The following is a 23728-nucleotide window of genomic DNA, read 5'->3' as shown; positions in this document are numbered from 1 at the left end:
TTTTGCCTTTACACTCCCTCGGGCTGGTGACCCAATTCCTTATTTAAATAATCATGCACGTTAGATGCAAAAAGCTCCAGCAACCCAGGCAGCTTTGTTGTAAGCGGGTGAAGGCTTGTCCGGTCCCAATGGAAATACTCCTGCACTAAGGGTTTACGTAAGCCTACCAGCTCTACTAGCGAATGAAATACGGTATCATCCAGTACACCTTCCTCATGAATGATACCGATAATATCCTCATAGCTACTGGCGTCACGCATAATAAATCCGTCGATGATATAGCTTCCTACGTCCGTTACCGTCTCAATGGCCAGATGAAGACAGCGCTCCTGCACTAGCCCCTGCAACAGATCGCCGTTCCAGGAAGCAGAAGTCTGGCGAAGTCCGGCGACAATGTCGGGAACAGCCCCTAGTCGAAGCTCAATTTGTTCCCGGTTGACATAATACAAGGTCCTGCACCTCCAGTACCGCTTTAGATTTCATAATCAACTGCGATAGATACATCCTTCACTTCATTCATGTGTACAATAATTTCCTGGTGCACAGGGTGTACCTGATACGTTTGCAAATCCTCCAGTGTTTCGACAACAGCGGTAAGGGAAATATCATAAGAACGTTCCGAACGAATCACATCCGTACCTACTTCGAGTGACAGCAGCTCTTTGATTTTGCCGTTCATGCTGCGCAAAATGGATGCTGTGTGCTCAATGCTTTCGGGGGAGCGGTCTTTCAATTTGAACAAAACAATATGTTTAATCATGCGTATAGGCTCCTTATCTTAAAATGTTCTCTTGAAAATTTTATCATAACGCCCCACATACGGAAAGAAACTTTGCAATTCTAGCGATCTTTTCCACCATTTTTTCCATCAGACTCCTTGTCCTTTAATAGGGCAAAAAAATTCTTGAGCTTCGGTGGGAGCGGTAAACCCATTCGTGAACAGTTTTCCGTAATAGAGATCAATTCATTGGATAAATAAAAGTACGTTGCCGCCCCTTTCATGATTTCGGTACCCATCAGGAGGTCCACATGATGCGCCAAAGAAATTACCATTAGCATTAAAGCCTTTCTCGCCAACCCCCAAAAGCCGGCTTTACTGCTTAAACCTTGCCCAGTCTTAATTGCTGCGGCGACTCCAGTCACATAATCGACAGCCATTGCAACCGTGAATAGCACCATTAGCTGATTCCAGCCGCCAAAGGCAAACGTAATAAAGGCTCCTGCGGTAGCACAAATCATACTAAACATACTCGGATTAATATTCATACCTTCCTCCTCTCGGGGCGGTTACTGTAATATATGCAGCGACGTGATAACCCGTAAAGTCATATGACCTGTGCATAGACATGAATTCATAGATTCATATAAACCATGCTGCAAACTTCACATTTTCGAGCAAATACAACAAAAAGACACCTTCCAAACCACTATACAAATGGTTGAAAAGGTGCCTTTTCTTTCATGCTATTCAATTAACGATGATCATTCCAAAAATTAAGCGGAGTCAGGTTATCATTCAACGGCTCGAACGAATATCCTTCTTTCTGCAAGGCCGCCATGATTTGTGGAAGCACCTTGATCGTAGATGGCTTATCATGCATAAGAACGACTGGTGTTCTGCCTTGCTTTTTCAGTCTCTTAATATCACTGAGGACTGTCTGTACAAAATGCTGCGGATTTTTAGTATAACGCCAATCATTCGAATCGATGTTCCAGTCCCAAATATGATAACCTGCACCCGTCAGTTGATCACGATATGCTTTCTTCAAATACGGTTTGCTGCCATAAGGTGTACGAATCAAAGAAGTGCGTTTCCCTGTGGCCTTAAATAAAATGTCGTTATCCTGATTCATCTCTGCCAATGCTGCTGCCGAGGATGCATAGATCTTTTTCACCTGGTGTGTCATCCCATGGAGGCCCAAACCATGCCCTGCGTCTACCATTCTCTTCATCACTGCGCTATGTTGGCGAATTTCAGGTCCCAGCATGAAGAAAGTAGCCTTCGCATTATATTTATCTAAAATATCCAGCAGCTGCGACGTATGCGCCGTAGGACCATCATCGAAGCTCAAATAAATCGTACGGCTGGATGATGAGGCAGTTCCCTTGTTGCCTGTATTGCTGGCTTTGCCCGGTTCGACAGCTGCATACTGTTTAATTTCTGCCGCGAATGTATTCAAAAACTGAGCATCAGACAAACTAGCGTTTGCATTCTGAATTCGATACAGATTACTTGTAGGAACCGTAATAGTGAAGCCGAATGCATCGGTCAAAGTGCGAATTGGCACCAACGTGCGTCCTCCACGCTCGAACACATCCCCCTTGTTCAAATCCAGCGTAAAGCTGCGATTATGTCCAGTCAGCACCAATGTGTTGCCGCTAGCCGAAGTAGAAATGCCCATCTTTTGCCCTAATGTCACGACAGGTACATACAACTTATCATTTTCCATTACGGGCTTAACCGTATTCGAATCTAGTAACACGTCATTGACCCCAAGCAAAGGAGCCTGCGCTTGTGCACTCGCTGTATTCGTATGTATACCTAGCAAACCCAAACAACAGATTGCCATCAAGCATACAGCCATCCATTTTGCATTTAAAAGCTTCATTCATTACACCATCCTGTGCTGTATTTTATAATGTGCGGGAGCTATCTCTAGCTTGTCTATGAAGTTATACAGACATGACGATATAGACATGACAATATAGACATTCACTCAACATATAGAACATAAACGCATCTCAACCGACTGAACCGGACGTCTTTTCGTTCCCCCTGTATATATTAATAGATTAACAGACTATAGTAGGTAAATATAGTAAAACAATTTGAAAACAATCTCGCAACCCCACCGCCAGATAAAGTTACAAAGTTGTGAATAAATTTTGATAGAACTAGAGACTACCTGAAGAAAATGAAGGTAAGGTACTTGGAGATAGATACAGTGGTATCTGACTGAATATTCTGGGTTTCTAATAGAAAATGGAGTGTCAAAAAGGAGTATTATTTAACCCATATAGTTCCACTTACATCAACACAGCGGATCATTGGGATCGCCTCTATGCGTGTCCTCATTAATAAACCTGCCGTTTGCGGAATCACAACCATCTGGCTCGCAAATATTGAAGTTCTGTGGTACTGTCCCATAGCTCACCCGAGTAACGGAATGGATTGTATGCATTCTCCTGTGAAGAAGCTATATCCCCCCAAATGTCATAGTTATGTTACTAGACTTATAGAATTATACGGGGACGTAAAAAAGCACCTGAAATCACCAAAGGGTTTCAAGTGCTTTATAAATTTGTTTTAAGTTACTCAGACAGTTGTCCATTGTGGCTTTGATTGTGACATAAAGTACACTCGTTGACAACTGGTTATTGCTAGAACAAGCGAGAATTAGTCCCGTTTGTGGTTTAATAAAGCCCCTTCTCGAAAAACGAAAATTTTCATTTTCCTCTTATTTTTTAGTTGCAGAAAAATTATTTTTGATTGGTGGGGTATAATCCCAACTTATCAGTTTAATACGGTATTTATCAAGTAATTCATCTGCAAGAATTATTCCAGTATTGGCTCCTATGTTGTCTCTTTCAATAAGCAGAGCATCAGGAAAGTAATGCTCATACTCTCCAGGATCGTCCAAATCGCCCATATAGTAATTTGCATTTCCTGGACTATAGTATATTTCCTTTGTGTCATCGACTTTTAGTAACGTTATTCTTTCATTTCCGCTAGCTAATCTTTCCTTCCACTTACGATATTTGCCTCGACCTTCATCTGAACCAATGCCATCATATTCGCATATTAAAGTATCTTGAATAACCTTTCGTTGTCCGTTAATTTCATATTCCAAACGAAATGGAAATTTCCCATATGTAATTTCAGGACGTGAAGGATTTGGTTCTAATTGAATCCCTATGAATATTAGAAGCCAAGGTAAAGCAATGTACACTACGATTGCAAATGCCAACAACAACGGAATGCTTAGTAATAACATTGATTTTCTCACTTTCATTTATATCCATCCTCCTTCAAAGCATTCTTTACTGAACCCATTTTATGATTTCTGATCATTTGCCAAGTCTTATATGCATCAGAGTGCCACCACTTAATTTTATACTGCGTAGGTAAGTAATTCGTTGTTCCAGTGTCTACTGTACCCAAAGTCTTATTCAAAATTTCATTCGTAACTACAAAATTTATTGCGTTTGCGGTATAGTTCTTATTACTTAAACCATATTTACTTAGTGAAGGTACTGCAGGATTAAATGTAATGGCATTTTTATTATTTGCAACTGCATTTGCAATTGCTTCAGCACCACCCTTTGAATGGCCCACCATAGTGATTTCACTATCCTTATGATTAGCCACAAAATACGAAGATTTTAAAATCGAATCTCTCATGTCATCTGAGTAACCTACTGGTTGTTGGATATCATTACCCGCGTCTCCCCATGTGCTAGTACCTTTGTTAACCAGTGCGTATTCCATCGTGCCATTTTTGTTTCTAAAATATACACCTATTTTTAATCCTTCTGAACCTGAAAGAATAGTATGCAATCTCCAATCACCTAAAAGTGTTTTTCTTCTAAGACTTAATGTCGCACTATAGATATCATCTGCCATTTCGGCGGCTTCCCTCGCAGTAGGAATATGCCCACTTGGATCAGTGTACTTCAACGGATTATTATTTGCATACGCATACCAGTTCAAGCTTTGCGGATCGCTGATCTCGCCCTGGTACGTATCCTCGCCCATAAAACGGGCTGTGCCCGGATCATACCAGCGAGCCCGCAAGTACTGGAGTCCAGCCGTGTCATCCCAATACTCGCCAGCATAACGCAGCACGTTCGGAACGTTCTCTTTGACCTTCTCCGGGCCGCCCCAGATATCGTAGCTGTAGCTATTCAGTTCCTTGCCCGAACTATCACTTAGTCCTACCACATCACCGTGGCCATTCAACTGATAGTATTGCAACTGTCCGCTTGCCTTGTCCTGTCTAGCCCACAGTTGACCGGATAAGTCATATACGTAAGCGTACGTGATCTTCGCTGTTCCACCTTGGACCTCGGCTTCCGCAATCAGCTTCGCTTCTTCGTCATAGTAATACCGAGTCGTTTTTCCGCCCTCTGTACGCTCGTACAGTAGACCGTCTCCGTTATAGCTGTACCCGACCTCTTTGCCTTCACCGCTCACCTTTGTCAGACGGCTGACAGAATCATACGTATATTCAGCGTTCTTCATACCGAACACTTTGCCACTGCCTTCGGCGCTTCGGTTTCCATTCGGATCGTAGCCATAGGTCTTATTCTTCTCACTTGCGGTTGCGCTGGCAATTCGGTTTGACGGGTCATATCCAAACTGGTCTGTTGTTCCGTTTTGTGTACGTCCGATGATGTTTTTATTCCCATCCCGTTCATACCCAAATTGATGTAGCGACGTACCACCGTGCTCCACCGTAACCCCGGATAAATCCAGTCCGTTGTAGCTGAATCGCGTACTCAGCCCTCTGCTCGAAGACTGGCTTTTCAGCAAACCATTAGGAGCATAATCGAACGTCATTCGATCCAATGATCCGCCCCCAGCAGCACTCGCTTCTCCCAAGCTCTGTACATTTGCCGCACCTGTCCCAGCGCTAATGTCCATTTGGGTAACTCGGCCCACACTGTCCAGCTTGGATTGAACGTGCATAGACGTGCCAGCAGCATCTGTTAGCACATAGCCTGTACGAGACTGCTTGTTGTATTCATAGCTGATGTGCGTACCATCAGGGTACTTCAGCCCAGTCAACGACCCATCTGATGGATCATAGGCATAGGTGGTCGTTCCCTGACCATCTGTCATGCTGGTTCGGCGTCCCGCAAGGTCATAGGTATAATTGGTTTTAAAATCCGGTCCCGCCGCTTCGGTAACCAGCCCGTACGAGTTATATTGAAAGGTAATCGCTTGCGATTTTCCTGTCAGCATACGAGTGATGGTTCCATCCGTATCATAAATATTGAGCGTTGTTCCTCCGCTTGATTTTTCCAGTAACATACGTCTGCCCAGCTCATCATAGGAATACATATTCTTTTGCCCATCAGGATACTGAACGGTCTTCAAATTTCCGGCCAGATCATACATATAGCTGGTCTTTTGTCCAGATGGATCTGTGACGGAGGTCATTTGTCCCAGTGCATCGTAATCATAGGTCATACGTTGGCCGTTACCGTCTGTACGGCTAGTAACCATATCCGCATAATTATAAGCTAACGATTCCAGCGGCTGAAATGATCCATTTTTAGCCTCTTGTGTAGAGGTCACACGACCTAAAGCATCCGATACTTCACGTATACTGTAGCCAGAGGCATCCGTCTGAGTAACGGTACGATCCACCGCATTATACGCCACGGTATCTGTTGTTCCATCCGCATAGGTCGTCTTTACAGGTCGCCCAAAAGCATCGTAGGCGTAGCGAGTGGTTGCTTGTTCAGCATCCGTGCTTTCTACCATATCTCCATTATCATCATAACCATAACCATAGATTGCATCATCCACCTGCTGCTGGAGCATCTGCCCGAACGGATTATACAATCTTTCAACGCTTACGCCATCGGGTCTGGTAACAGTGACATCATTCGTATCATCCTTGTACACCACGACAGTTTGAGTGCCGTCCGGATAAGTAACCTTTGTTACACGCCCCATTGCGTCATACACATAAGACTCCGTTTTGCGCTTGGCATCTGTTTGGGACTTGATTTCTCCGGTCGGATAGTAATCATACGTATACTCAACACCTTTAGGCAAAAGCTGCCTTGTTGGGAGGTAAGAACCATAAGGAGAATCATAATCAATAGACACATTAGCATCGCTTCTGTCATCAATTTGAATTTTCTGGCTGCTTACATTCCCTTTTGTATTGTAAAAAGTAGAGCTGTGCGATAATAGCTTTCCTTGCTCTGTGCCTTCATAGCTTTTTAGCTCATACAAATTGCCCTCTGACTTGTAGGTGCGAACCGTCGTTAACGTTTTCCCTTCACTTATTTTGTTGACTGTCTGAGCAGGTTGAATCCAGAAAAAAGGCTCACTAGAGGTTTTATACGTATGAACAGTCTCCAATCCAGTACTTTGGGATACTTTTAGTGGAAGACCATATTCATTGTAGTCATAGGAGGTGGTTACAGGTTCTGACGAAGAACCTCCCTCCGTATACGACTCTTGCATTTGCACAGGCAAATTCCAGTCCATGGCATCATTATATATGTAGTTTATATGATAGCCGGTAGAATCACCCTCTTGATCATAGCGGTTAAGAACAAGCTTGTCTGGTGTATTATCACCTCTAAAGACTTTACCAAAATGGAAGGTTTCTGTTGTACGCGTCCCTTTAGCAACCACCGTCCACTCAGCATTTTTGCCATAACTTGCTAGATCTTCTCCGGAATACGCGAAATCAAGTTTATTTAAAAAACGATCGCCGGCAGTTGTACTGTACATATCAGCGCGTGAAGCCACCTTAAACACGCCTTGTGTACCGTATACGCCTATCTGCTTGTTATAGGCTTCATACCGAATGTCTGTAATCGATGAAGTAGGTCGTACAATTCGTGTAAGGAGCGCGGTTTCATTGGATTGTAGAGCTCCAGTCTTTCCTTCACCATTTACGACTACATTAAAAGGAGCATCCATAAATGTGTACGCATAGCTTGTGCTTCGGGAAAGAGAATCCAATACTTCTGACAGCACCTTGCTGCTTCCCTCGCCACTTTGGCGATAGGTGTACTGATGGTCCGTGCCCTGCTCTTTAACAACAATTTGCCCGGCATTGTAAGTGAAGTCAAGCTCTTTGCCATCACTGTTTCGAATCGATCGAATAAGCTTTACTCCACCAGAACTTGTATAATCAAACTCCACCCGATTCTTATACGCATCCTGGATTAAAATCAAATAACCGTCCTGATCGATATAATAGTCATTTCCATTCAGCACTGCTATTTTGTATGCACTGCTTACTCCCTGCACACTTGCGCTTTGATCTGTACTGATCTTCAGATCTTTGTACGCATATCCTTCTAGCTGCAAATCATCTCTCAGTTCATAGGAGCCTGTTCCCGGAATATACAAATACCGTTTACCATCCTGTTTCTGCATATGAGGAAGATCCCATTTCCAGCCTCTCCCCAGACCAGAAGCTGCTTCTTCCTCGCGGATGGCACTTGTGTTTGTATACAACCCTTCATTTTGCTGCACACCAATCTGATTATTTGCCAATGAACTGTTATACACACGAGTCAATGCAAAGGGCAATGACCCGGGCAGTACCAAATCCGTATTTTGAACAACGAGCTGTCCTGAAGCGGTGGACACACTGTTGTCACCATAGTCCATTCCATAACGAGACGTATCATCACTCAACCTGCTTTGTGCAAGCGCCGCCTGATCAAAAGGAGCATACACATCTGTTGTAGCTGATACCTGCAACAAACTTTGTTTAAATAAATCCTGCCCGATCAGTCCGCTTTCTCCTGGAGTCGGAGCATATACGGAATCATTTACTCGGGGTATAGATGGGATAACCATCTCAGTCGTGTCTGGAGCCGGCTCTTTACCCTCTTCCTTATCAAGTGGATGTTGAGTTGCCTTTTCATCCTGGGTAGCCTGAGCGGGCTTTTCACCCTCCTTCAGCGCAGCCGACTCATCGGAAGGCTCCACCTTTGCATTTATGCCCAATGTCAGTTCATTCTGCTGTACCCACAAGCTTGGACTTTGTTCTGGTAATGAATTTTCTCCACCATCTTTTTGCCATGCTTTATAAATATCATATAAGGTATAGCCTTTGGATAACTGTGCATTGACCCAAGCCTGATCCTTACCTGTTTGCTGTGCAAGCCATGCTCTGGTAATAATCTGCGGAGTAGAAGACGAAGAAGATTGAGAAGCTGCTGCCTCTCCGTGTCCTTCTTCTCCATATGCCCATGTGCTCCATGGACCCAGCAACATCAGCACACATAGTAGACTACAAATATAACGTTTAAACACTCGCTCACCCCTATTAATAATGCCTATACATCTAATGATCTGTTATATTTTTCCGAAGCCAAGACATCCTTTTAATCTGTAAAAGGAAATACCTTTTTTGTCCGTTTAATGACGTTTCCGTTTAAATCATAATCCAATTGAATTTGATCACCGGTGAATAAAATAACTTTATTCAGTCGGTTTCCTTTGCCGTATTCGTATGAAGTATCTTTGCCAAGCGCCATATGGGCTGCCTTAATTACAGTTTGTAATGCACCGCTATTAATTTCTGACAGCTTCACATAAACCGTTTGACCTGCCTTCATCTCATACTCTAAGACCGTGTAATCCCAACCATATATTTGTGCTTGCTCAGTTGAGGAGACAAGCTGACTACTAAAATCAGGGTCCGTAAACAAGGCTAGAATTGGCTGCTGCGCAGCAAAGTTGGATTTCTCCTTCACCGCAAAACGGTAAATCCCGTCTTCTTTGGGTGTAAACCGATATTTCCCTTGTTGGCCTACCGTAAAGTCAGCTTCCTTATCTATAAGCTCAATTAGCTCGTCCAGCTTGCTGTCATCGTTATTTTTTACAGCAAACACACGATAAGGCGCTCCAAAGTTAACAGCAGGAGTAGTTGCAGCTACGGAAATATGAATATTTGCGTTAGCTGGCACTTGCTGTTGAGTATCTGTCGCCTCTTTATGTTCTCTAATCACTTTTCCAGCACGATCTGCAACAGTGAACTGATATGTTCCACCCGTTGCTTTCGCATTCGTCAAAACAGGTGCTTCCTGGCTCCCGCGATTGATCCATACTTCCTGCTTGCCGCCAGACAAAGACGTTTTTAATAATGCTGGTTCTGTGCTTGGATCTGCTTTAATGTCATTGTTGAAATGAATGGTTACAGCTTGCGGCGAAGTGACGGTTACAACAAGCGTACCTCCTGCTCCAAGTGAGATTTCAGGTAGAGAAGCATCCATACCTGCCCTATCCACCTTGGAATTCACACCGCTACCTTCTCCATACATGGCATAGTCATAGAGACGGCTTTCGTTTGAAGCATCTGTGGTTAATGAGGAAGCCTGTGAGCCAACATTATGGAATACATAGCTTTCTCCCTGCTTGATGGTAACCTGATTGCCTGTCGGCACCTGAGCATCCTCAACGTCGAATATTCCTAACACAGCTCCATAAGTCACGGGTACATCCGAGACCGTCGTTACAATGGCATAACCTCCAGCCTGTACCAACGGCAATTGAGTCGTATCACTGGCCTGACTGTATACCGTCCCGTCTGCCTTGTAATTCATGTAATTCCACTTCATACCGCTGACTGAAATGACGTCTAGGGCCTTGTCCAAAGTGCTTACATTTATAAATTTCCGGCCTTCACCGCGTTTTAGTGTAATTCGATGGAAGGCAGCCTGCCCGCTAAGCAAAGCCTCCACCTTATTGCTATAGGTAAAGGTAATTGGCCGATCGGATACATTGGTGACAATGGCTTTACCGCCAGCGACAATCTCTGGGTCCACTGTATTGTTGAAATGATCTGATGTCAGTAATCGAAGCACTTTATAACTTGCAGCATCAAAGTGTGCATTGCCACTGCTTTTGTCATGCCGCAATGAATTCGATTGACTATCATGATTACGAAACTCATACGAATCTCCCGGCTCCAGCGTCGTTTGCCCGATACCATTATCATCTTCGCTGGCCTTAAAGCTCCGATAGATACCCCCAAACGTGATTGGCGTGTCACTGGTTACCGTCACACTAGCCTTTTTACCTGCACCAACCAAAAAGGTTGAGTTCCCGGTATTGCGCCTGGATTGCTCTGTATCATCTGCTTTATACAGGACCACATCAAATTTTCCTTTAACAGTTTTGGCTGTGCTGTGCAGATTCCTCAAATGATCACTAATATTGGTAAAAGCATAACTTTCACCTTTCGAAAGTGTTACCCGCAAGAAAGCAGGATGGCTACTCGTTTCCCAGGAAAAATCATCTGTATAATCAAAGATAATAGGATTCGGACCGATCACAGTCACAATGGCATATCCCGAAGGCGGGATCATGGGACCAGACTGGCTGTTAAAACCAGAGGAATTTACCGTTCCATCCGGCTTGTAAATAGCATAGTCGAACAAGCTTCCTACCTTTTTGGAGTTATTGTAGATCGGATTCACCAGCGTACCATTGTTGTGGAAAATGTAGCTCTTGCCTACCTCAAGCTCCACACGGCTGATTGCATCTCCACCCACTGGACGGGCAATAAAATTGCGATATGGAGCCCCATATGTCACCGGGTTTGCAGTGACCTGAGTAATTACCGCGTATCTGTCCACAGCAATCTGCGGCTTCGCCGTAGTGCCACTGCCGCGTGAAGCCTCTGTTCCGTTTGCCAGATAAACAACATAGTCAAGTTTATCTTTAGATGTACCGTCACTTTCCACCGTATCCAATCGGGTTCCCACATTGATAAATTGGTAGCTTTCTCCCTGATTTAGGGTAACCCGCGCATAAGCCGGCTCGCCGGTGCTTTCTATACTGTATTTACCGTATGGAAATCCGAAGGTAACCGCATTGGCAGTGGAACCTGTAATAATCAGTTCCTCGCCATCACCCAAAGAGGGATGAGCAATGCTATTAAGATCAGATGCGGATAAAGTTCCGTCTGCCTTGTATTTTGCGTAATCAAAACGGCGATTGTCTGCATTTGACCCATCATGCTGAATCGAACGGGCAGTCCATCCTTCATTCACAATCCGATAGCTTTCATTTTTAGAGACCGTAACTCGCTCTAGTGCCGGGTCCTCCGATGTACTGTAGGTTAAGACGTCCGTTACTTTTACGGTTAATGCTGCTGTTCCTGTATTCGTAATAAACGCTGTGCCTCCCCCAGGAACACCAATGGGGCTTATGCCATAGTCCATATGGACAGTGCTGATGTCTCCGTCCTCTTTGTAACTTACACTATCGTACAAAATGCCTTTTGATTGAGAAGCGTTGCTATATATGGACTTACTGATCGTATCTGTATTCTCGAATTCATAGGTTTCCCCAGGTTCGATAACAATTGACGTATACTCCACCGCTGCCAAACTCATCATGAGTGCGTTATAAACGCTGTTTGTTGCAGAGGTAGGCGGATTGAAAGAAACTGTTTCATCAGAAAGCTCCTGCTCCTCCTGTACCAAACCTGCCTGATCCAGTTGTACTCCGTCCCTTAAATCTTGTTTTTCCGCTCCTGCCACACTAGGCAAGCACAGCAAAGTGTTTGTTGCTAAAAGTGCCGTCAGAAACCATACCATTACCTTTTTACAAATCATCTAGCTGTATAACCTCCTTTTTTCTCGTCAAAAAAATCCATGTCGGGCTGCAAGGACCCACTTTTATCTCTGTACATCCTTACAATTGTAAGAGAAGAACATGTTACCTCCATTTCCATTAAAAATGTCACATTTTAATATGTCGGCACCTTAAACTTCCATTTTTATAGGCCAAATGGACCTTATTTTCCATAAACCGGTTAAGCCCATGGGATTAAAAGAAAATCAGGAGAGGAGCCACTTGCAAACCCCCCTTCGGGTATAGTAGTATGTGTTTAAAAAAATCGGAGGGTATATGCCTAAACAACAAGATAAACATTCCATTCAGGCGTGGTCTCTGATCAATCGCAAATATTTGGGAAAAGGCGTGCGTGTCAAACGTTTTCGTAAACCAACACGCTGTCAAGTACGCAATCGCGTTTTGCTTGCCGTTTTGATGGCTAATGACATTAAACTGTCCCAACTTGCCGAGGAGCTTTCCATTTCCTCCCGTAGTGTCAGTGCGTGGGTATATGAAGGTCGCATTCCCGGCAACACTAATCTGGAAAAGACATGTAATACACTTGGTTATCCGCACCATATCCTATTTAATGAAGAGGTTGTCCGGCGTTCACCACTCATCTGTCAACCAGCGCCGTCCCGTTTTATGAAACGGACTGTGACTCGTTCTCCGGTTAAAAATCGGATTTTGGCGGGTCTATGCATGGTACATGATATTTCGGTGACCGATGTGAGTCATTGGATTGGAGTTCACCCCGGTACATTTCGGAAATGGTTGCATCAGGGTACCGTTCCTTCGCAAACTTTCCAGGATCAGGCGGAACAGTTTTTCCGTATTCCAAAATCCATTTTGTTTGCTGATGCCATGCTGAAAAAGTAAAAATGTCCGTAAAAGAGAAATGATTGTAATTTTCATGAAAGTCTTTGAAAGGAACGCATTACCATCTTTCATTCGCTGAGACTTTCACATCATGTAATTTCACAGAATATAAAATGCAAAAAGCACAGTCTACCGATTCCTCGGTGTACTGTGCTTTTTAGATAACAGAGCATTTAAATATTTCTTGCTTATATTTTATCAGTATCTTAAGAATGAATGCTTACCGCTTCAGTTGAACGTCCAGCTTCTTCCTTAATGGACTTTAGCTTTTTCATCACCGGGTTGCCTCCACGTCCAAAGTAGTCGTGAAGACGGCAGTATTCCTCGTACAGCTTATCATACACGGCCGCGTTCTCAGGGATCGGTTTGAAGTTCTCGTCCCGTACACGGCCATATGACGCGCTGCTTCGACGATATCATTGTAACCTCCAGTTTAAGCTCCCGCAGCCACTGCTGCGAACATGGCCGCACCCAGCGCAGGAGTTTGGGTGGAAGCTGCAACCTTAAATAAATTCCCGTCCGGTTACGTCAGCAACGTATACCCGACAATAAGCCCTGTCAGGTTAGTGTCGACCAACAGAGAACGGTTACAGACCGATTGCATTGACCCTTTATTCTTGGTTCTGCTTTCATTATATACTTGTACGTACAACTTAGCTAACCTTTTTATGTTTTTTCGATAGATTTATGTACTTATTTTCAGAAAAGATATAACAATAACAGTCTATTTCTGCAATCCAGAAAACAGACTGTTCGGTATGGCGAGAACCATGCCCATCAAATATGAAGCGTTACAGCTGTATACTTACTAACCTGTCCTTACATGTTAAGTAATAAAAGTGACTGATCTCCCAGCCTAGTGTTCTCCAGGCATGACCTGGACAGGCCCTGTAGATTCACGAACGATGAGCTCAGGCGGTAGAATTAACTGACGATCTTCTTCATGGTACCCCTTCTCTTCAATCATCGACAGCATGGTATCGGCAGCACGTAGCCCCAATTCTTCCTTTGGATGCCGAATTGTCGTTAGCTTGATTTCTGTTGCTGTCGCCAAAAACGAATCATCAAACCCAACCAGCGATAGATCATTGGGTATATTCAGACCCGCCGAACGTACAATGTCCAGGAGTCGAACAGCCAACTCATCATTATAGGTCACCCATCCAGTAGGACGCTCTCCCGCCTCCATCGCCAGCAGCCTCGACGCACGTTGTAGCGGAATCTCATTTTTTTCTTCTGTCCGGTAAGTCGTTACTGCGTTCGGGTGTAATGTCACTCCGTATTTGCGGTGAGCGGCCACAAATCCCTTCATACGAAGAATCCCCTGCATATCATCGGTTTTGAAAAATCCAGCCAAGCGTCGATGTCCCAGCTTAATCAGATGCTCGGCCGCCAAAAAACCACCCTTTTCATCATCTACTCGCAGACATGGCGCATCCATTTCCTCATAACGCGCATTGATCATCAAATAAGGGATTTGGCGATTTTCCACGGTTAAATAATAGTTCAGATTGGGGTTACGCTCTCCACTTTTGGTCGGTTCAATAATAATTCCGCTCAGCGGTTGACTTAACAGCATTTCCAGGCACTGACTTTCTTGCTCAGGGTCATTACCTGTACTTGACAGCAGCATCTTGTAGCCCTGGCGACTCAATTTGGATTCAATTCCCTGTACAATGGATGGGAAAATATAATCCGAAATATAGGTTGTAATGACTCCAATAATCTTTGGATCTTCGGGCTGTTTACTGTCACGTGTCGCGACAAAGGTTCCCTTGCCCTGCATTCGAAACAGCCATCCTTCCTGCACCAGTTCACCCAGCGCCTGACGCACCGTTTGCCGACTAACGGCAAAACGTTCAGACATTTCATGCTCAGATGGAAGCTGACTTTGCGGCTCAAGTCTGGATGAATGAATCCAGGACAAAATTTCCTGTTTAACTTGTATATATTTTGGCGCCATAATTTCCTCCGTACTCGCAATATCGTGTACCTGTTTATATTCCACGATTATAGCATACCGTTCATTTGTACATACAAATGTCACAGGAGCAGGATATCCTCGTATTGCTGCCGGAGGTGTAAACCCATTCGCTTATCCCTTCCTTGCCACACAAGATTGGCTGAATATCTAAGGACAATTTACGTAGATGTTGCACATTACGAACGAAGCAATTGATGTTCGTTCATATACTTGAGCCCAGTATAGCGATCACGCAAGGTATGAGCCGTGCGCAATGCACGAGCGAGCAGTTCCTCCGTAACTCCTAGCTCGGCAATGGTAGATGGGCCTCCGACCTGAGCCAGCCATGCACGCATCTGCTCCGACGTAGGCAAAGCCTGATACACCTTAAAAGCCTCTACATCTTGACTGGATGCTAAATCCCTGTACAGGTCAGACAGCAATGCGGATGCTACGCCTACTTTAGCACCATGCAAAACTTGCTTGCGTCCCTCTGCAATAAAATCCATTTCAATTCGATGGGAAATATGGTGCTCTCCCCCTGACGCTGGACGGGAATGATCTATCATCAGCATCGAAATACCGGATGCAATCAGCGCATTCATCAATACCTCGACACCAGCCTTGCTGCCTGCCGCAATCTCATCGACATGCTCTACACAGGCACGCAAAGCCTCCTCGGTAATGCGATTAGCCACAGGCGAATACGGCTCGTTTCCCAAATCTCTGGAAACATGCCAGTCCGCTAGTGAGGTGAACTTACCAAGCATATCGCCAAAACCTGCGGCAGTCATCGTCTGTGGCGCATTTGCCAGCACGGACAAATCAGCAAAGATCGCCTCTGGCGGAACTGCTTGGAATGTCTGCTTGCTACCGTCCACAATCAGTGGTGCGCCTGCGGAGGTAAAACCATCCACCGAAGCAGCCGTCGGTACTGACAAGAAGGGACGATTCATTTTATAACATACGAAGCGAACCAGATCATGAATCGTGCCAGAACCTACAGCAAGTACAGCCTGACTCTTATCCGCCACACCCAGCAGCACCTTCATAATGTAGGTTTCATCAGCGATGACATCCCCTACAGCATTCGGAGGTAAACGGACTACATCAACTGTCAAACCTGCCTCACGGATCAGCTCAGCTACTTTTTTTCCAGCCGCCGCCGAAGTATGCTCATCTTCTACCAGAGCTACATGACGATAATCCTGTTGGTTCAGATAAGGAACAACAGACTCCAGTGCTCCATCTCGTACCTCGATAAACAATTCAACCTTTCGGTGAGGATGATCAGCGTTACTAGCCTGCGCCTCTTCGTTCCACAGCTTGATCTGTTCATTCATATTCATTTCATCAGCCTCCTGAAAAAGGAATAATTTGCACAAGAATGATCCATAATGATTAATAGATTCCGTTTGAAAACGATTACTATTTAATTGTACGCACAAGTGTGTGTCTAAGTCCAGAGAAAAAGTACAAGTTACTTTTTAATTTATACATTTGAAAGGAACATGTTTATGAAATTTGGAACGGATATTGCCTGCGCACTTGGGTTACTGGCAGGTACAACGTTTGGCAGTGGTATTACATTTTTGTTCGGCTGGCAAGCTTACCGGGCCCTGACTTCTGTTGCAATCTTTGGCATTGCGGGGATTATCATTACCATTGCCGTTTTTCGCTTGCTGCACCGTAAGTCGCTTTCCACGTCTAATTCTCGATAAATGCTGTTAGTGAAACGAGTGCAACTTGTATTTTGCTAGAATACATAAAAAAACGGGCCTCTTAAGCCAATTGCATCGCTTGAGAGTACCCGTTTTTATTTTACACATATTTACTTATGAAGTCGTGTCTACCTCTGGGTTAACATCTAATTCATAATCAATTTCATCAAACCCGAATCCAAATAATTGGAGGAAATCCAGACGGTATTGTTCGAGATCGCCCAATTCAGATACATTTTCTGTAGTGATTTCAGACCAAGCTGCTTTGACAGCCTGCTGCACATCGTCTCTCATTTCCCAGTTATCCAGACGGATGCGTCCTTCTTCATCCGTTTCCACCGTGGACCCACTGTATAGCGTCTCGAACAGACGTTGTGCCTGCTCAATACATCCCTCGTGCAGTCCCTTTTCCTTCATGACCTTAAACAGCAAAGAAATATACAATGGTACGACTGGAATAGCCGAACTGGATTGTGTAACCAAAGCTTTATTCACAGAAACGTAGGCTTTTCCATGATAACGTTCCAGTTGCTTTGTTAGAGTATGTGCTGTAGCTTCCAAATCATTTTTAGCTTGGCCAATGGTTCCTTTACGATAGATAGCCTCCGTAATTTCGGGACCAATATACGAGTAAGCCAGTGTGGTTACCCCTTCAGCCAGCAGATCAGCTTCTTCCAACGCTTTTAGCCACAAGGACCAATCTTCGCCACCCATTACCGTGATGGTGTTCTCAATTTCCTCCTGCGTAGCCGGTTCCAGCGTAATTTCTGATACGACACCTGTATTCGTATTCACTGTTTTATTAGAAAAAGACTGTCCGATAGGCTTGAGAACGGAATTAAAAGTTTCACCCGTATCGGGATGTGTCCGTCGCGGTGAAGCGACACTATACACAATCAGGTCTACCTTGCCCAGCTTTTCCTTTACCAGCTTCAATGTCTCCTGCTTAATTTCATGAGAAAAAGCATCTCCATTAATGCTTTCTGCTATGTAGCCAGCTGCTCTGGCCGCTCTTTCAAAGGCTACTGTATTATACCAGCCTGCTGAAGCCGTGCGCCCCTCTGATGCGGGACGTTCATAGGATACCCCTACGGTATCCGCTCCCAGCCCAAAGCTCGCAGCAATACGAGAAGCCAGCCCATATCCAGTAGATGCTCCGATCACAAGTACCTTTTTAGCTCCTTGTATTGATGTACTGTCTTTGATGTAGTTGATCTGACGATTAACATGAGCCGCACATCCTGCAGGATGTGCAGTCGTACATATGAAACCACGAATTTTCGGTTTAATAATCATTGTAAATGGTCCCCCTACTTTGGCATTCATTTAATATGGATGGAATGGTTGTCCAGTCATTACTATATAGCAAATCAGCTTGTGGCTCAACATATAACATAGCACTTGAAGGCAGCCGAAGAAAACCGCCGCAAACATCGTAGTCTATAACGCTTTTTTACTCCACTATTCATTTTGAATCATATTCTAACAACATCACATCTTCTCCTTGCTGTTGTCTTATTTTGATATTAGCTCTTCCCCAAGAACACATTAAATCAATTATTTCATTTGCTGTTATACCATATTCCGTTATATAATACTCCACTTTTGGAGGCATCTGATTATACACATGTCTGCCAATGATGCCATCCTTCTCAAGTTCACGGAGCTGCTGTATAAGAACCTTTTGAGAAACGCCTGGAATACTGCGCTGTAATTCACTTGTCCTCTTTCTACCAGACATTAGTAAGCATATGATTAAGGATTTCCACTTACCTCCGATGATCTCAAGTGTTGCTTCTATGCCTAAATTATATTGTTTCATACGACCACCTCTTCAACGCTAAAATAACTAAGTTGATCTGATTAATTCTATAATCCCATATATTTACTCTAAGTACCATGCACACTTTCTAGTAACTATATTACTTTATTGTGTGTATTTACTTTTTTTATAGCGTACAGAATAATAAGACGTACCAACAAAAAACAAATGATGCTATGTAAGAAAGGTGATTTATGATGAAAACTCTCGTGATTTTAGCACATCCGAATATTGAAGATTCCAGAGTAAATCAAAGATGGAAACAAGAATTACTTCAGTATACCAATGAAATTACTATTCATGAGATTTATAAAGAGTATCCAAACTGGAGCATTGATGTTTTGAGAGAGCAAAAGTTACTTGAAACACATAGTAATATCATATTTCAATTCCCTTTATATTGGTATAGTTACCCACCTTTATTAAAAAAGTGGTTCGATGATGTTTTTACTCACGGATGGGCTTATGGTTCACAAGGTGATAAGTTAAAAGGAAAGAAGCTAGGGATAGCCATGTCCATTGGCGATAAAAAAGAAAATTACTTACCTACTGGTTCCGTTTCTTTCACTGTTGATGAAGTTATAGCACCTTTTAAAGCAAGCGCAGTACATGTTGGCGCCATAACATTACCCTATTTCGCTGTCTTTGGAGCCTCGTTTCAAGCAAGTGACGAAGACATTAATCAGAGTGCAAAGGATTATATCAAATATATATTTCAGTATAAATAAAATAGTTATAATAGTACACGCATCTTACCCATATAAAAACAGGCTCTTGGTGGCATCCAGCCAATCCAAGAACCTGTAAATGTTAGGCATGATGCGGTCGAGAGGACTCGAACCTCCACGGGGGGTTAGCCCACACGGACCTGAACCGTGCGCGTCTGCCAATTCCGCCACGACCGCATATTATGTACTCACACCGATATTTTCAATCACGGTAGTTAAGATTATATCTCCCATAGAACATAAAATCAAGCTATTTTTATAATATATTTCCTATGAATCATTTCCGTAAATATAAGAAAATCACTGGATATCACAAACCAGATATGGTAAAATGGGTTCATCAGGAAAGGAGGTGCGTCAACATCAATAATCACATGTTGAACGTATCCCTTACCCGGTCCGTTATTCTCTAATTTACAGAGTTAACGGAGGCGCGGGATACGGATCAAAGCTTTAATTAAGCGCCACGGGTAGAAAGACCGTCCTCGGACGGTCTTTTTTATTTCAACAACATCTTTCTCATACTTGACTATCGGAATAGGATTACATACTGTGAAAAGAGGCGTTACGATGTCGATTAGACCCGCGAATGTAGAAGAGTTCAAGGAACTGGCAGCCATCTGGCTGGATGCTTCCGTAGAAGCCCACCATTTTATTGCTCCGCAGTATTGGGCATCACAAGCTACTGAGATGGAGAACAGGTACCTTCCCCTCGCTCAAAACTACGTTATCATACAAGATGATCATAGCATCGGCGGCTTCGTTTCCATGTTGGATGGATACTTGGCGGCTCTATTTATACGTGTTGATTCTCAAAGAAAGGGCTACGGCAAGTTACTATTAGATTGGGTTAAGGAGCAACATGATGAGATTCAATTAAAGGTGTATCAGTCAAACACGAAAGCATTTAACTTTTATACTAAAAATGGATTTACCGTTCAAGCAGAATCTGTGGATGCCGAAACTGACGAGAAAGAATTTGTAATGGTATGGACAAAACATGAACGATAATGAAGTACCTTTAGCTATATAGTCTTCTTATTTAACCCATAGACCTCGGTATATAAAATCTCTTTACACGGAGCAAAATCCTGTTCAGCCAACGCACCTGGATAGCTCATAATTTGAAGCCGCAGATCAGCCCGTCCTTCTCTTAAAGGGGGCTGTACATAGTCAAAATGGTTCAGATGAAACCCCAAACGTTCATAAAAACCAATTCTTCTCCGAGTCCATTCATCCACTGGTGGCTCAACCTCCAGCACTACCGGTTTACCGAACTGTAAAATAAACTTGCTCATAAGCTCTTTACCTAACCCGCCACCTCGTATAGCCGAATCTACGGCAATATGCTCTACAAACCGAAAATCTGTAAACTCCCAGCCCGCCAAAAAAGCTATTGTTTGCCCTTGTTCGTCTTTTTTGGTAAGTAAACGATAACACGGATGATGAAGAAGAGCCCTCTGTGACTCGAATGTCCTGCATTCCGTTTCGGGAAAAGAAGCCTCCATAATCGCATATACTTGAGAGAATTCAAGTTCATTCATTTATACTTTCAACTCCTCTAACGTTAACTTGTTGGTCTACTAATGTGATTTACATTACGGTCCTAACCCTTTAGACCTTGTTTAATTCCATAAGCGTCAGCAATATGTGTTCCAACAGCTCTGGAATGTCTTCCATCTGGTCTTCGTTAATTTGTCTGGAAAATCGGAGTTCAATCCTGTTTTGGTATGTAGATGTCCTCTCTCCGTAAATCTGACTAAGCGTTTGTACCGGTCGAAGATCGGGCTTCCAAATTTCGGTCAGTATATTTTCAATCCGGTTGCATTGTGACTCAATTTCACGAATTTCCATGTAAAAACTCAGCAACAAGAGACATCCTGGAATTTGATCTTTGATTTCCAAAATTTCCGCAGCCAAGTTGTTTAAATCCATCTTTAGTTGAAGTTCTGCCATCACATCCGGCTGTTCCCTCAGTCTGAACTGTACGCCAAATTCACGCGACATCACAGACATTTCCAATCTATCGATCCGCTGAGTAATGTCAATACGTGAATCCAAATTATCCAGATCGTAAACCGCATTTTCTATAGCCACTTTTAAATTATCAAAAACCGTCGGATCGAACATGTATTTTTCACCTCTGCCTATCGCTACAATTTATTTCCCAAATCATGTCCAAATTTGTTCCTAATCCAATGAGTATACCATATATATTTTCCTCCAAGAAATGTGACCTTTAAACAGAACTCCTGGGACAAACTTGTGAACATGCGAAATGCAATTCTGTAACAAAATACTCTATTATATTTATTTTATTGATAAATGTTCCTTTTTATTATTCCAATTTCCTGGCGATTGATATACAATTAACTCAGAAATAGTTACTAATATATTCATATAAATGAATATAAATCCCAAAAAAGAGAGGTAGATTATTCATGAAAAAAACGTTGTTAGCTTCATTAGGCCTTACACTTCTGCTAAGTACTTCTGCCAGTGTTGCTTTAGCCGAAGAAGCAAATTCCGTACCAGTTGCAAAGGAAACAACTATTGCCCCTTTACTTGAATATGATGAACAGGAGCCAAATGATACTTTTGAACAAGCTAACTATTATTTTATAGGTGATGGGGTCATTGGAACCCTCGGTGAAGAGAAGCATGGGATGTGGGAAAACTACGATGTATATAAAATAATGGCAGAAAATAACTCAAGAGAAGTTCACTTCACAATTGAGGGACACAAATATCCCGATTCTTGGTTGGAGCTAACCCTCTTCGATAGTAATGGTCAAAGCATTAAAAGTTCAAAAAATGGTCAATATTTTTTAAATGCAACTCTTGAGCAAGGTAAAGATTACTACCTAGCCGTCAATGCGCTCGGGCTTCAATACGGAGGAAAAATGTTTGACTATAAACTCTCTTCTGAAGCTGTAAGGTAGACTAATTAAATTTATGTAACTTTTCAAGTAGTGAATCATTAATTAATGCCTGCTGTTGTGTTGGATACATACAAAAGGCGCGTACAAAAATCAAAAAACTCTAACTATACCAAGAGCCTAGCCCCTTTTTTAAGGGGCTAGGCTCTTTTTTAAGATCATGCAATTGGTACACTCTGTTATTTCACATTACCCTTGTCTTACGACAAACGAGAACTAAAGTCCTCGTAGGAGAACTGACGGATTACCTTAATGCCTTCTTCGTCGTTGTAGCTGGCGATGGCTGGCAGGTTGACTCCGTTGAACATGTGGTTTTTGACCATCGTGTAATGGGCCATGTCGCAGAATACAAGCTTGTCTCCCGGCTTCAATGGCTCTTTAAAGGAATAGTCTCCAATCACATCTCCGGCCAAGCACGTAAGCCCACCAAGTCTATAAGTATGTGCATACTCACCAGGTTTGCCTGCATCAATGATATTCGGGCGGTAAGGCATAGCCAGCACATCAGGCATATGACATTCGGCCGAAGTATCCAGAATGGCAATATCCATTCCGTTCTTCATCGTATCCAATACAGTAGCCACCAGATATCCAGTATTCAAAGCAATAGCTTCGCCTGGCTCCAGATAAACCTGCACACCATATTTATCCTGAAAATATTGAATACAGCGTACCAGCGTGTCCAGATCATAGTCTTCTCTGGTAATATGGTGACCGCCTCCGAAATTGAGCCATTTCATGTTTTTAATGTATGGCCCGAATTTCTCATCCACGACTTTAATGGTGCGCTCCAGCGTATCTGAATTCTGTTCACACATCGTATGAAAATGAATACCGTCCACGCCATCCAGATCCTCAGGTCTAAAGTTAGCCAGAGTCACACCCATTCTGGAGTTGTTGTAGCAAGGATCATACAACGGCGTTTCGATTTCCGAATATTCCGGATTAACCCGAATGCCGATGTCGATTTTTTTGGAAGTTACGCCTTGCACTCTGCTTTTGTAGCGTTTCAGTTGATCAAAGGAGTTGAAAACAATATGGTCAACATACTCCAATAGCTCATCAAATTCACTGTCAACATAAGCAGGTGCGTATACGTGAACTTCCTTGTCCATTTTTTCGCGACCAAGTCTAGCCTCAAACAACGAACTGGAGGTTACCCCTTTTAAGTATTTGCCAACCAGAGGAAAGGTCGAAAACATCGAAAATCCCTTAAGAGCGAGCAAAATACTGCAGCCTGTCCGTTCTTGAACGGAATTTAAAACCTCAAGGTTTTTGACAAGAAGTCTTTCGTCAACAAGATAACAAGGTGATGGAAGTCCTGTAATATCAATATTCATCGCAG

General features: G+C 43.2%; 19 protein-coding genes, 1 tRNA gene and 1 pseudogene. 5 read left to right on the top strand and 16 right to left on the bottom strand.

The genetic code is table 11. From position 1 onward, the window contains the following. Window positions 1–8 precede the first annotated feature (8 nt). The 7 genes from MLD56_RS08810 to MLD56_RS08780 all read right to left on the bottom strand — a co-directional run bounded on the left by MLD56_RS08810 (window position 9) and on the right by MLD56_RS08780 (window position 12330). Window positions 9–449: a DUF86 domain-containing protein gene (locus tag MLD56_RS08810; protein WP_029516681.1), complete on the bottom strand. Its 441-nt coding sequence runs from the start codon at window positions 447–449 to the stop codon at window positions 9–11. 23 nt (window positions 450–472) lie between these two features. Then, window positions 473–760 (bottom strand): Dabb family protein, encoded by a 288-nt coding sequence (locus tag MLD56_RS08805; protein ID WP_013309679.1) that lies wholly within the window; start codon window positions 758–760, stop codon window positions 473–475. 80 nt (window positions 761–840) lie between these two features. Continuing rightward, entirely contained in the window at window positions 841–1266 is a 426-nt protein-coding gene (locus tag MLD56_RS08800; RefSeq protein WP_029516680.1) for a phage holin family protein, read from the bottom strand. Between the two features lie 206 nt (window positions 1267–1472). Next, window positions 1473–2609 (bottom strand): polysaccharide deacetylase family protein, encoded by a 1137-nt coding sequence (locus tag MLD56_RS08795; protein ID WP_029516679.1) that lies wholly within the window; start codon window positions 2607–2609, stop codon window positions 1473–1475. 849 nt (window positions 2610–3458) lie between these two features. After that, window positions 3459–4013, bottom strand: a complete 555-nt coding sequence (locus MLD56_RS08790) for a hypothetical protein (RefSeq protein WP_029516678.1) — start codon at window positions 4011–4013, stop codon at window positions 3459–3461. Beyond that, window positions 4010–9019, bottom strand: coding sequence for an RHS repeat-associated core domain-containing protein (locus MLD56_RS08785; RefSeq protein ID WP_029516677.1), 5010 nt, complete (start codon window positions 9017–9019; stop codon window positions 4010–4012). The genes MLD56_RS08790 and MLD56_RS08785 overlap by 4 nt, the downstream gene beginning before the upstream one ends. A gap of 71 nt (window positions 9020–9090) precedes the next feature. Then, entirely contained in the window at window positions 9091–12330 is a 3240-nt protein-coding gene (locus MLD56_RS08780; protein WP_029516676.1) for a hypothetical protein, read from the bottom strand. Window positions 12331–12625: 295 nt separating this feature from the next. On the opposite strand from MLD56_RS08780, the gene MLD56_RS08775 reads away from it, so the two are divergent. Beyond that, window positions 12626–13210, top strand: a complete 585-nt coding sequence (locus MLD56_RS08775; protein ID WP_007429779.1) for a helix-turn-helix domain-containing protein — start codon at window positions 12626–12628, stop codon at window positions 13208–13210. A 206-nt stretch (window positions 13211–13416) separates the two neighbouring features. Here the strand turns inward: MLD56_RS08775 and MLD56_RS08770 are convergent. The 3 genes and pseudogenes from MLD56_RS08770 to MLD56_RS08760 all read right to left on the bottom strand — a co-directional run. Then, window positions 13417–13799, bottom strand: a pseudogene (locus MLD56_RS08770) (ribulokinase); the annotation flags it as partial. Window positions 13800–14066: 267 nt separating this feature from the next. Further along, entirely contained in the window at window positions 14067–15173 is a 1107-nt protein-coding gene (locus MLD56_RS08765; RefSeq protein ID WP_029516675.1) for a GntR family transcriptional regulator, read from the bottom strand. A 197-nt stretch (window positions 15174–15370) separates the two neighbouring features. Then, window positions 15371–16522, bottom strand: a complete 1152-nt coding sequence (locus MLD56_RS08760) for a sn-glycerol-1-phosphate dehydrogenase (RefSeq protein ID WP_029516674.1) — start codon at window positions 16520–16522, stop codon at window positions 15371–15373. Between the two features lie 168 nt (window positions 16523–16690). Here MLD56_RS08760 and MLD56_RS08755 point away from each other — a divergent pair, with 168 nt between their 5' ends. After that, the gene (locus MLD56_RS08755; protein ID WP_029516673.1) at window positions 16691–16894 is read left to right on the top strand and encodes a hypothetical protein; all 204 of its coding nucleotides are present in this window, start codon (window positions 16691–16693) and stop codon (window positions 16892–16894) included. 114 nt (window positions 16895–17008) lie between these two features. On the opposite strand, the gene fabV is transcribed toward MLD56_RS08755, so the two are convergent. Beyond that, the gene (gene fabV / locus MLD56_RS08750) at window positions 17009–18190 is read right to left on the bottom strand and encodes an enoyl-ACP reductase FabV (protein ID WP_029516672.1); all 1182 of its coding nucleotides are present in this window, start codon (window positions 18188–18190) and stop codon (window positions 17009–17011) included. 169 nt (window positions 18191–18359) lie between these two features. Then, complete coding sequence (locus tag MLD56_RS08745) at window positions 18360–18716, bottom strand: winged helix-turn-helix transcriptional regulator (RefSeq protein WP_029516671.1); 357 nt, start codon at window positions 18714–18716, stop codon at window positions 18360–18362. A gap of 197 nt (window positions 18717–18913) precedes the next feature. On the opposite strand from MLD56_RS08745, the gene MLD56_RS08740 reads away from it, so the two are divergent. After that, window positions 18914–19444, top strand: coding sequence for an NAD(P)H-dependent oxidoreductase (locus MLD56_RS08740; RefSeq protein WP_029516670.1), 531 nt, complete (start codon window positions 18914–18916; stop codon window positions 19442–19444). A gap of 92 nt (window positions 19445–19536) precedes the next feature. On the opposite strand, the gene MLD56_RS08735 is transcribed toward MLD56_RS08740, so the two are convergent. Then, window positions 19537–19621 (bottom strand) — tRNA-Leu (locus tag MLD56_RS08735). A gap of 393 nt (window positions 19622–20014) precedes the next feature. Here MLD56_RS08735 and MLD56_RS08730 point away from each other — a divergent pair. After that, a complete protein-coding gene (locus MLD56_RS08730; protein ID WP_029516669.1) occupies window positions 20015–20455 on the top strand; it encodes an N-acetyltransferase in 441 nt (146 codons plus the stop codon). A 14-nt stretch (window positions 20456–20469) separates the two neighbouring features. Here MLD56_RS08730 and MLD56_RS08725 read toward each other — a convergent pair whose 3' ends face one another. Then, window positions 20470–20988, bottom strand: coding sequence for a GNAT family N-acetyltransferase (locus MLD56_RS08725; protein ID WP_029516668.1), 519 nt, complete (start codon window positions 20986–20988; stop codon window positions 20470–20472). Between the two features lie 70 nt (window positions 20989–21058). Then, entirely contained in the window at window positions 21059–21574 is a 516-nt protein-coding gene (locus MLD56_RS08720) for a hypothetical protein (RefSeq protein ID WP_029516667.1), read from the bottom strand. Window positions 21575–21885: 311 nt separating this feature from the next. Between MLD56_RS08720 and MLD56_RS08715 the strand changes: the two genes are divergently transcribed. Next, window positions 21886–22386, top strand: coding sequence for a hypothetical protein (locus MLD56_RS08715; RefSeq protein ID WP_029516666.1), 501 nt, complete (start codon window positions 21886–21888; stop codon window positions 22384–22386). Between the two features lie 197 nt (window positions 22387–22583). Here the strand turns inward: MLD56_RS08715 and nspC are convergent, their stop codons facing one another. Continuing rightward, window positions 22584–23723 (bottom strand): carboxynorspermidine decarboxylase, encoded by a 1140-nt coding sequence (gene nspC / locus MLD56_RS08710; protein ID WP_029516665.1) that lies wholly within the window; start codon window positions 23721–23723, stop codon window positions 22584–22586. Between the last annotated feature and the right edge of the window lie 5 nt (window positions 23724–23728).

This window comes from Paenibacillus peoriae (genome assembly GCF_022531965.1).
GTDB lineage: Bacteria > Bacillota > Bacilli > Paenibacillales > Paenibacillaceae > Paenibacillus > Paenibacillus polymyxa_D.
This window is presented reverse-complemented; position numbering and strand designations above follow the sequence as displayed.

What these genes read in the sequence shown, in the direction of transcription:
- MLD56_RS08805 (WP_013309679.1), bottom strand. Translation starts at nt 760, where the DNA reads ATGATTAAACATATTGTTTTGTTCAAATTGAAAGACCGCTCCCCCGAA.
- MLD56_RS08800 (WP_029516680.1), bottom strand. Translation starts at nt 1,266, where the DNA reads ATGAATATTAATCCGAGTATGTTTAGTATGATTTGTGCTACCGCAGGA.
- MLD56_RS08795 (WP_029516679.1), bottom strand. Translation starts at nt 2,609, where the DNA reads ATGAAGCTTTTAAATGCAAAATGGATGGCTGTATGCTTGATGGCAATC.
- MLD56_RS08790 (WP_029516678.1), bottom strand. Translation starts at nt 4,013, where the DNA reads ATGAAAGTGAGAAAATCAATGTTATTACTAAGCATTCCGTTGTTGTTG.
- MLD56_RS08780 (WP_029516676.1), bottom strand. Translation starts at nt 12,330, where the DNA reads ATGATTTGTAAAAAGGTAATGGTATGGTTTCTGACGGCACTTTTAGCA.
- MLD56_RS08775 (WP_007429779.1), top strand. Translation starts at nt 12,626, where the DNA reads ATGCCTAAACAACAAGATAAACATTCCATTCAGGCGTGGTCTCTGATC.
- MLD56_RS08765 (WP_029516675.1), bottom strand. Translation starts at nt 15,173, where the DNA reads ATGGCGCCAAAATATATACAAGTTAAACAGGAAATTTTGTCCTGGATT.
- MLD56_RS08760 (WP_029516674.1), bottom strand. Translation starts at nt 16,522, where the DNA reads ATGAATATGAATGAACAGATCAAGCTGTGGAACGAAGAGGCGCAGGCT.
- MLD56_RS08755 (WP_029516673.1), top strand. Translation starts at nt 16,691, where the DNA reads ATGAAATTTGGAACGGATATTGCCTGCGCACTTGGGTTACTGGCAGGT.
- fabV (WP_029516672.1), bottom strand. Translation starts at nt 18,190, where the DNA reads ATGATTATTAAACCGAAAATTCGTGGTTTCATATGTACGACTGCACAT.
- MLD56_RS08745 (WP_029516671.1), bottom strand. Translation starts at nt 18,716, where the DNA reads ATGAAACAATATAATTTAGGCATAGAAGCAACACTTGAGATCATCGGA.
- MLD56_RS08740 (WP_029516670.1), top strand. Translation starts at nt 18,914, where the DNA reads ATGAAAACTCTCGTGATTTTAGCACATCCGAATATTGAAGATTCCAGA.
- MLD56_RS08730 (WP_029516669.1), top strand. Translation starts at nt 20,015, where the DNA reads ATGTCGATTAGACCCGCGAATGTAGAAGAGTTCAAGGAACTGGCAGCC.
- MLD56_RS08725 (WP_029516668.1), bottom strand. Translation starts at nt 20,988, where the DNA reads ATGAATGAACTTGAATTCTCTCAAGTATATGCGATTATGGAGGCTTCT.
- MLD56_RS08720 (WP_029516667.1), bottom strand. Translation starts at nt 21,574, where the DNA reads ATGTTCGATCCGACGGTTTTTGATAATTTAAAAGTGGCTATAGAAAAT.
- MLD56_RS08715 (WP_029516666.1), top strand. Translation starts at nt 21,886, where the DNA reads ATGAAAAAAACGTTGTTAGCTTCATTAGGCCTTACACTTCTGCTAAGT.
- nspC (WP_029516665.1), bottom strand. Translation starts at nt 23,723, where the DNA reads ATGAATATTGATATTACAGGACTTCCATCACCTTGTTATCTTGTTGAC.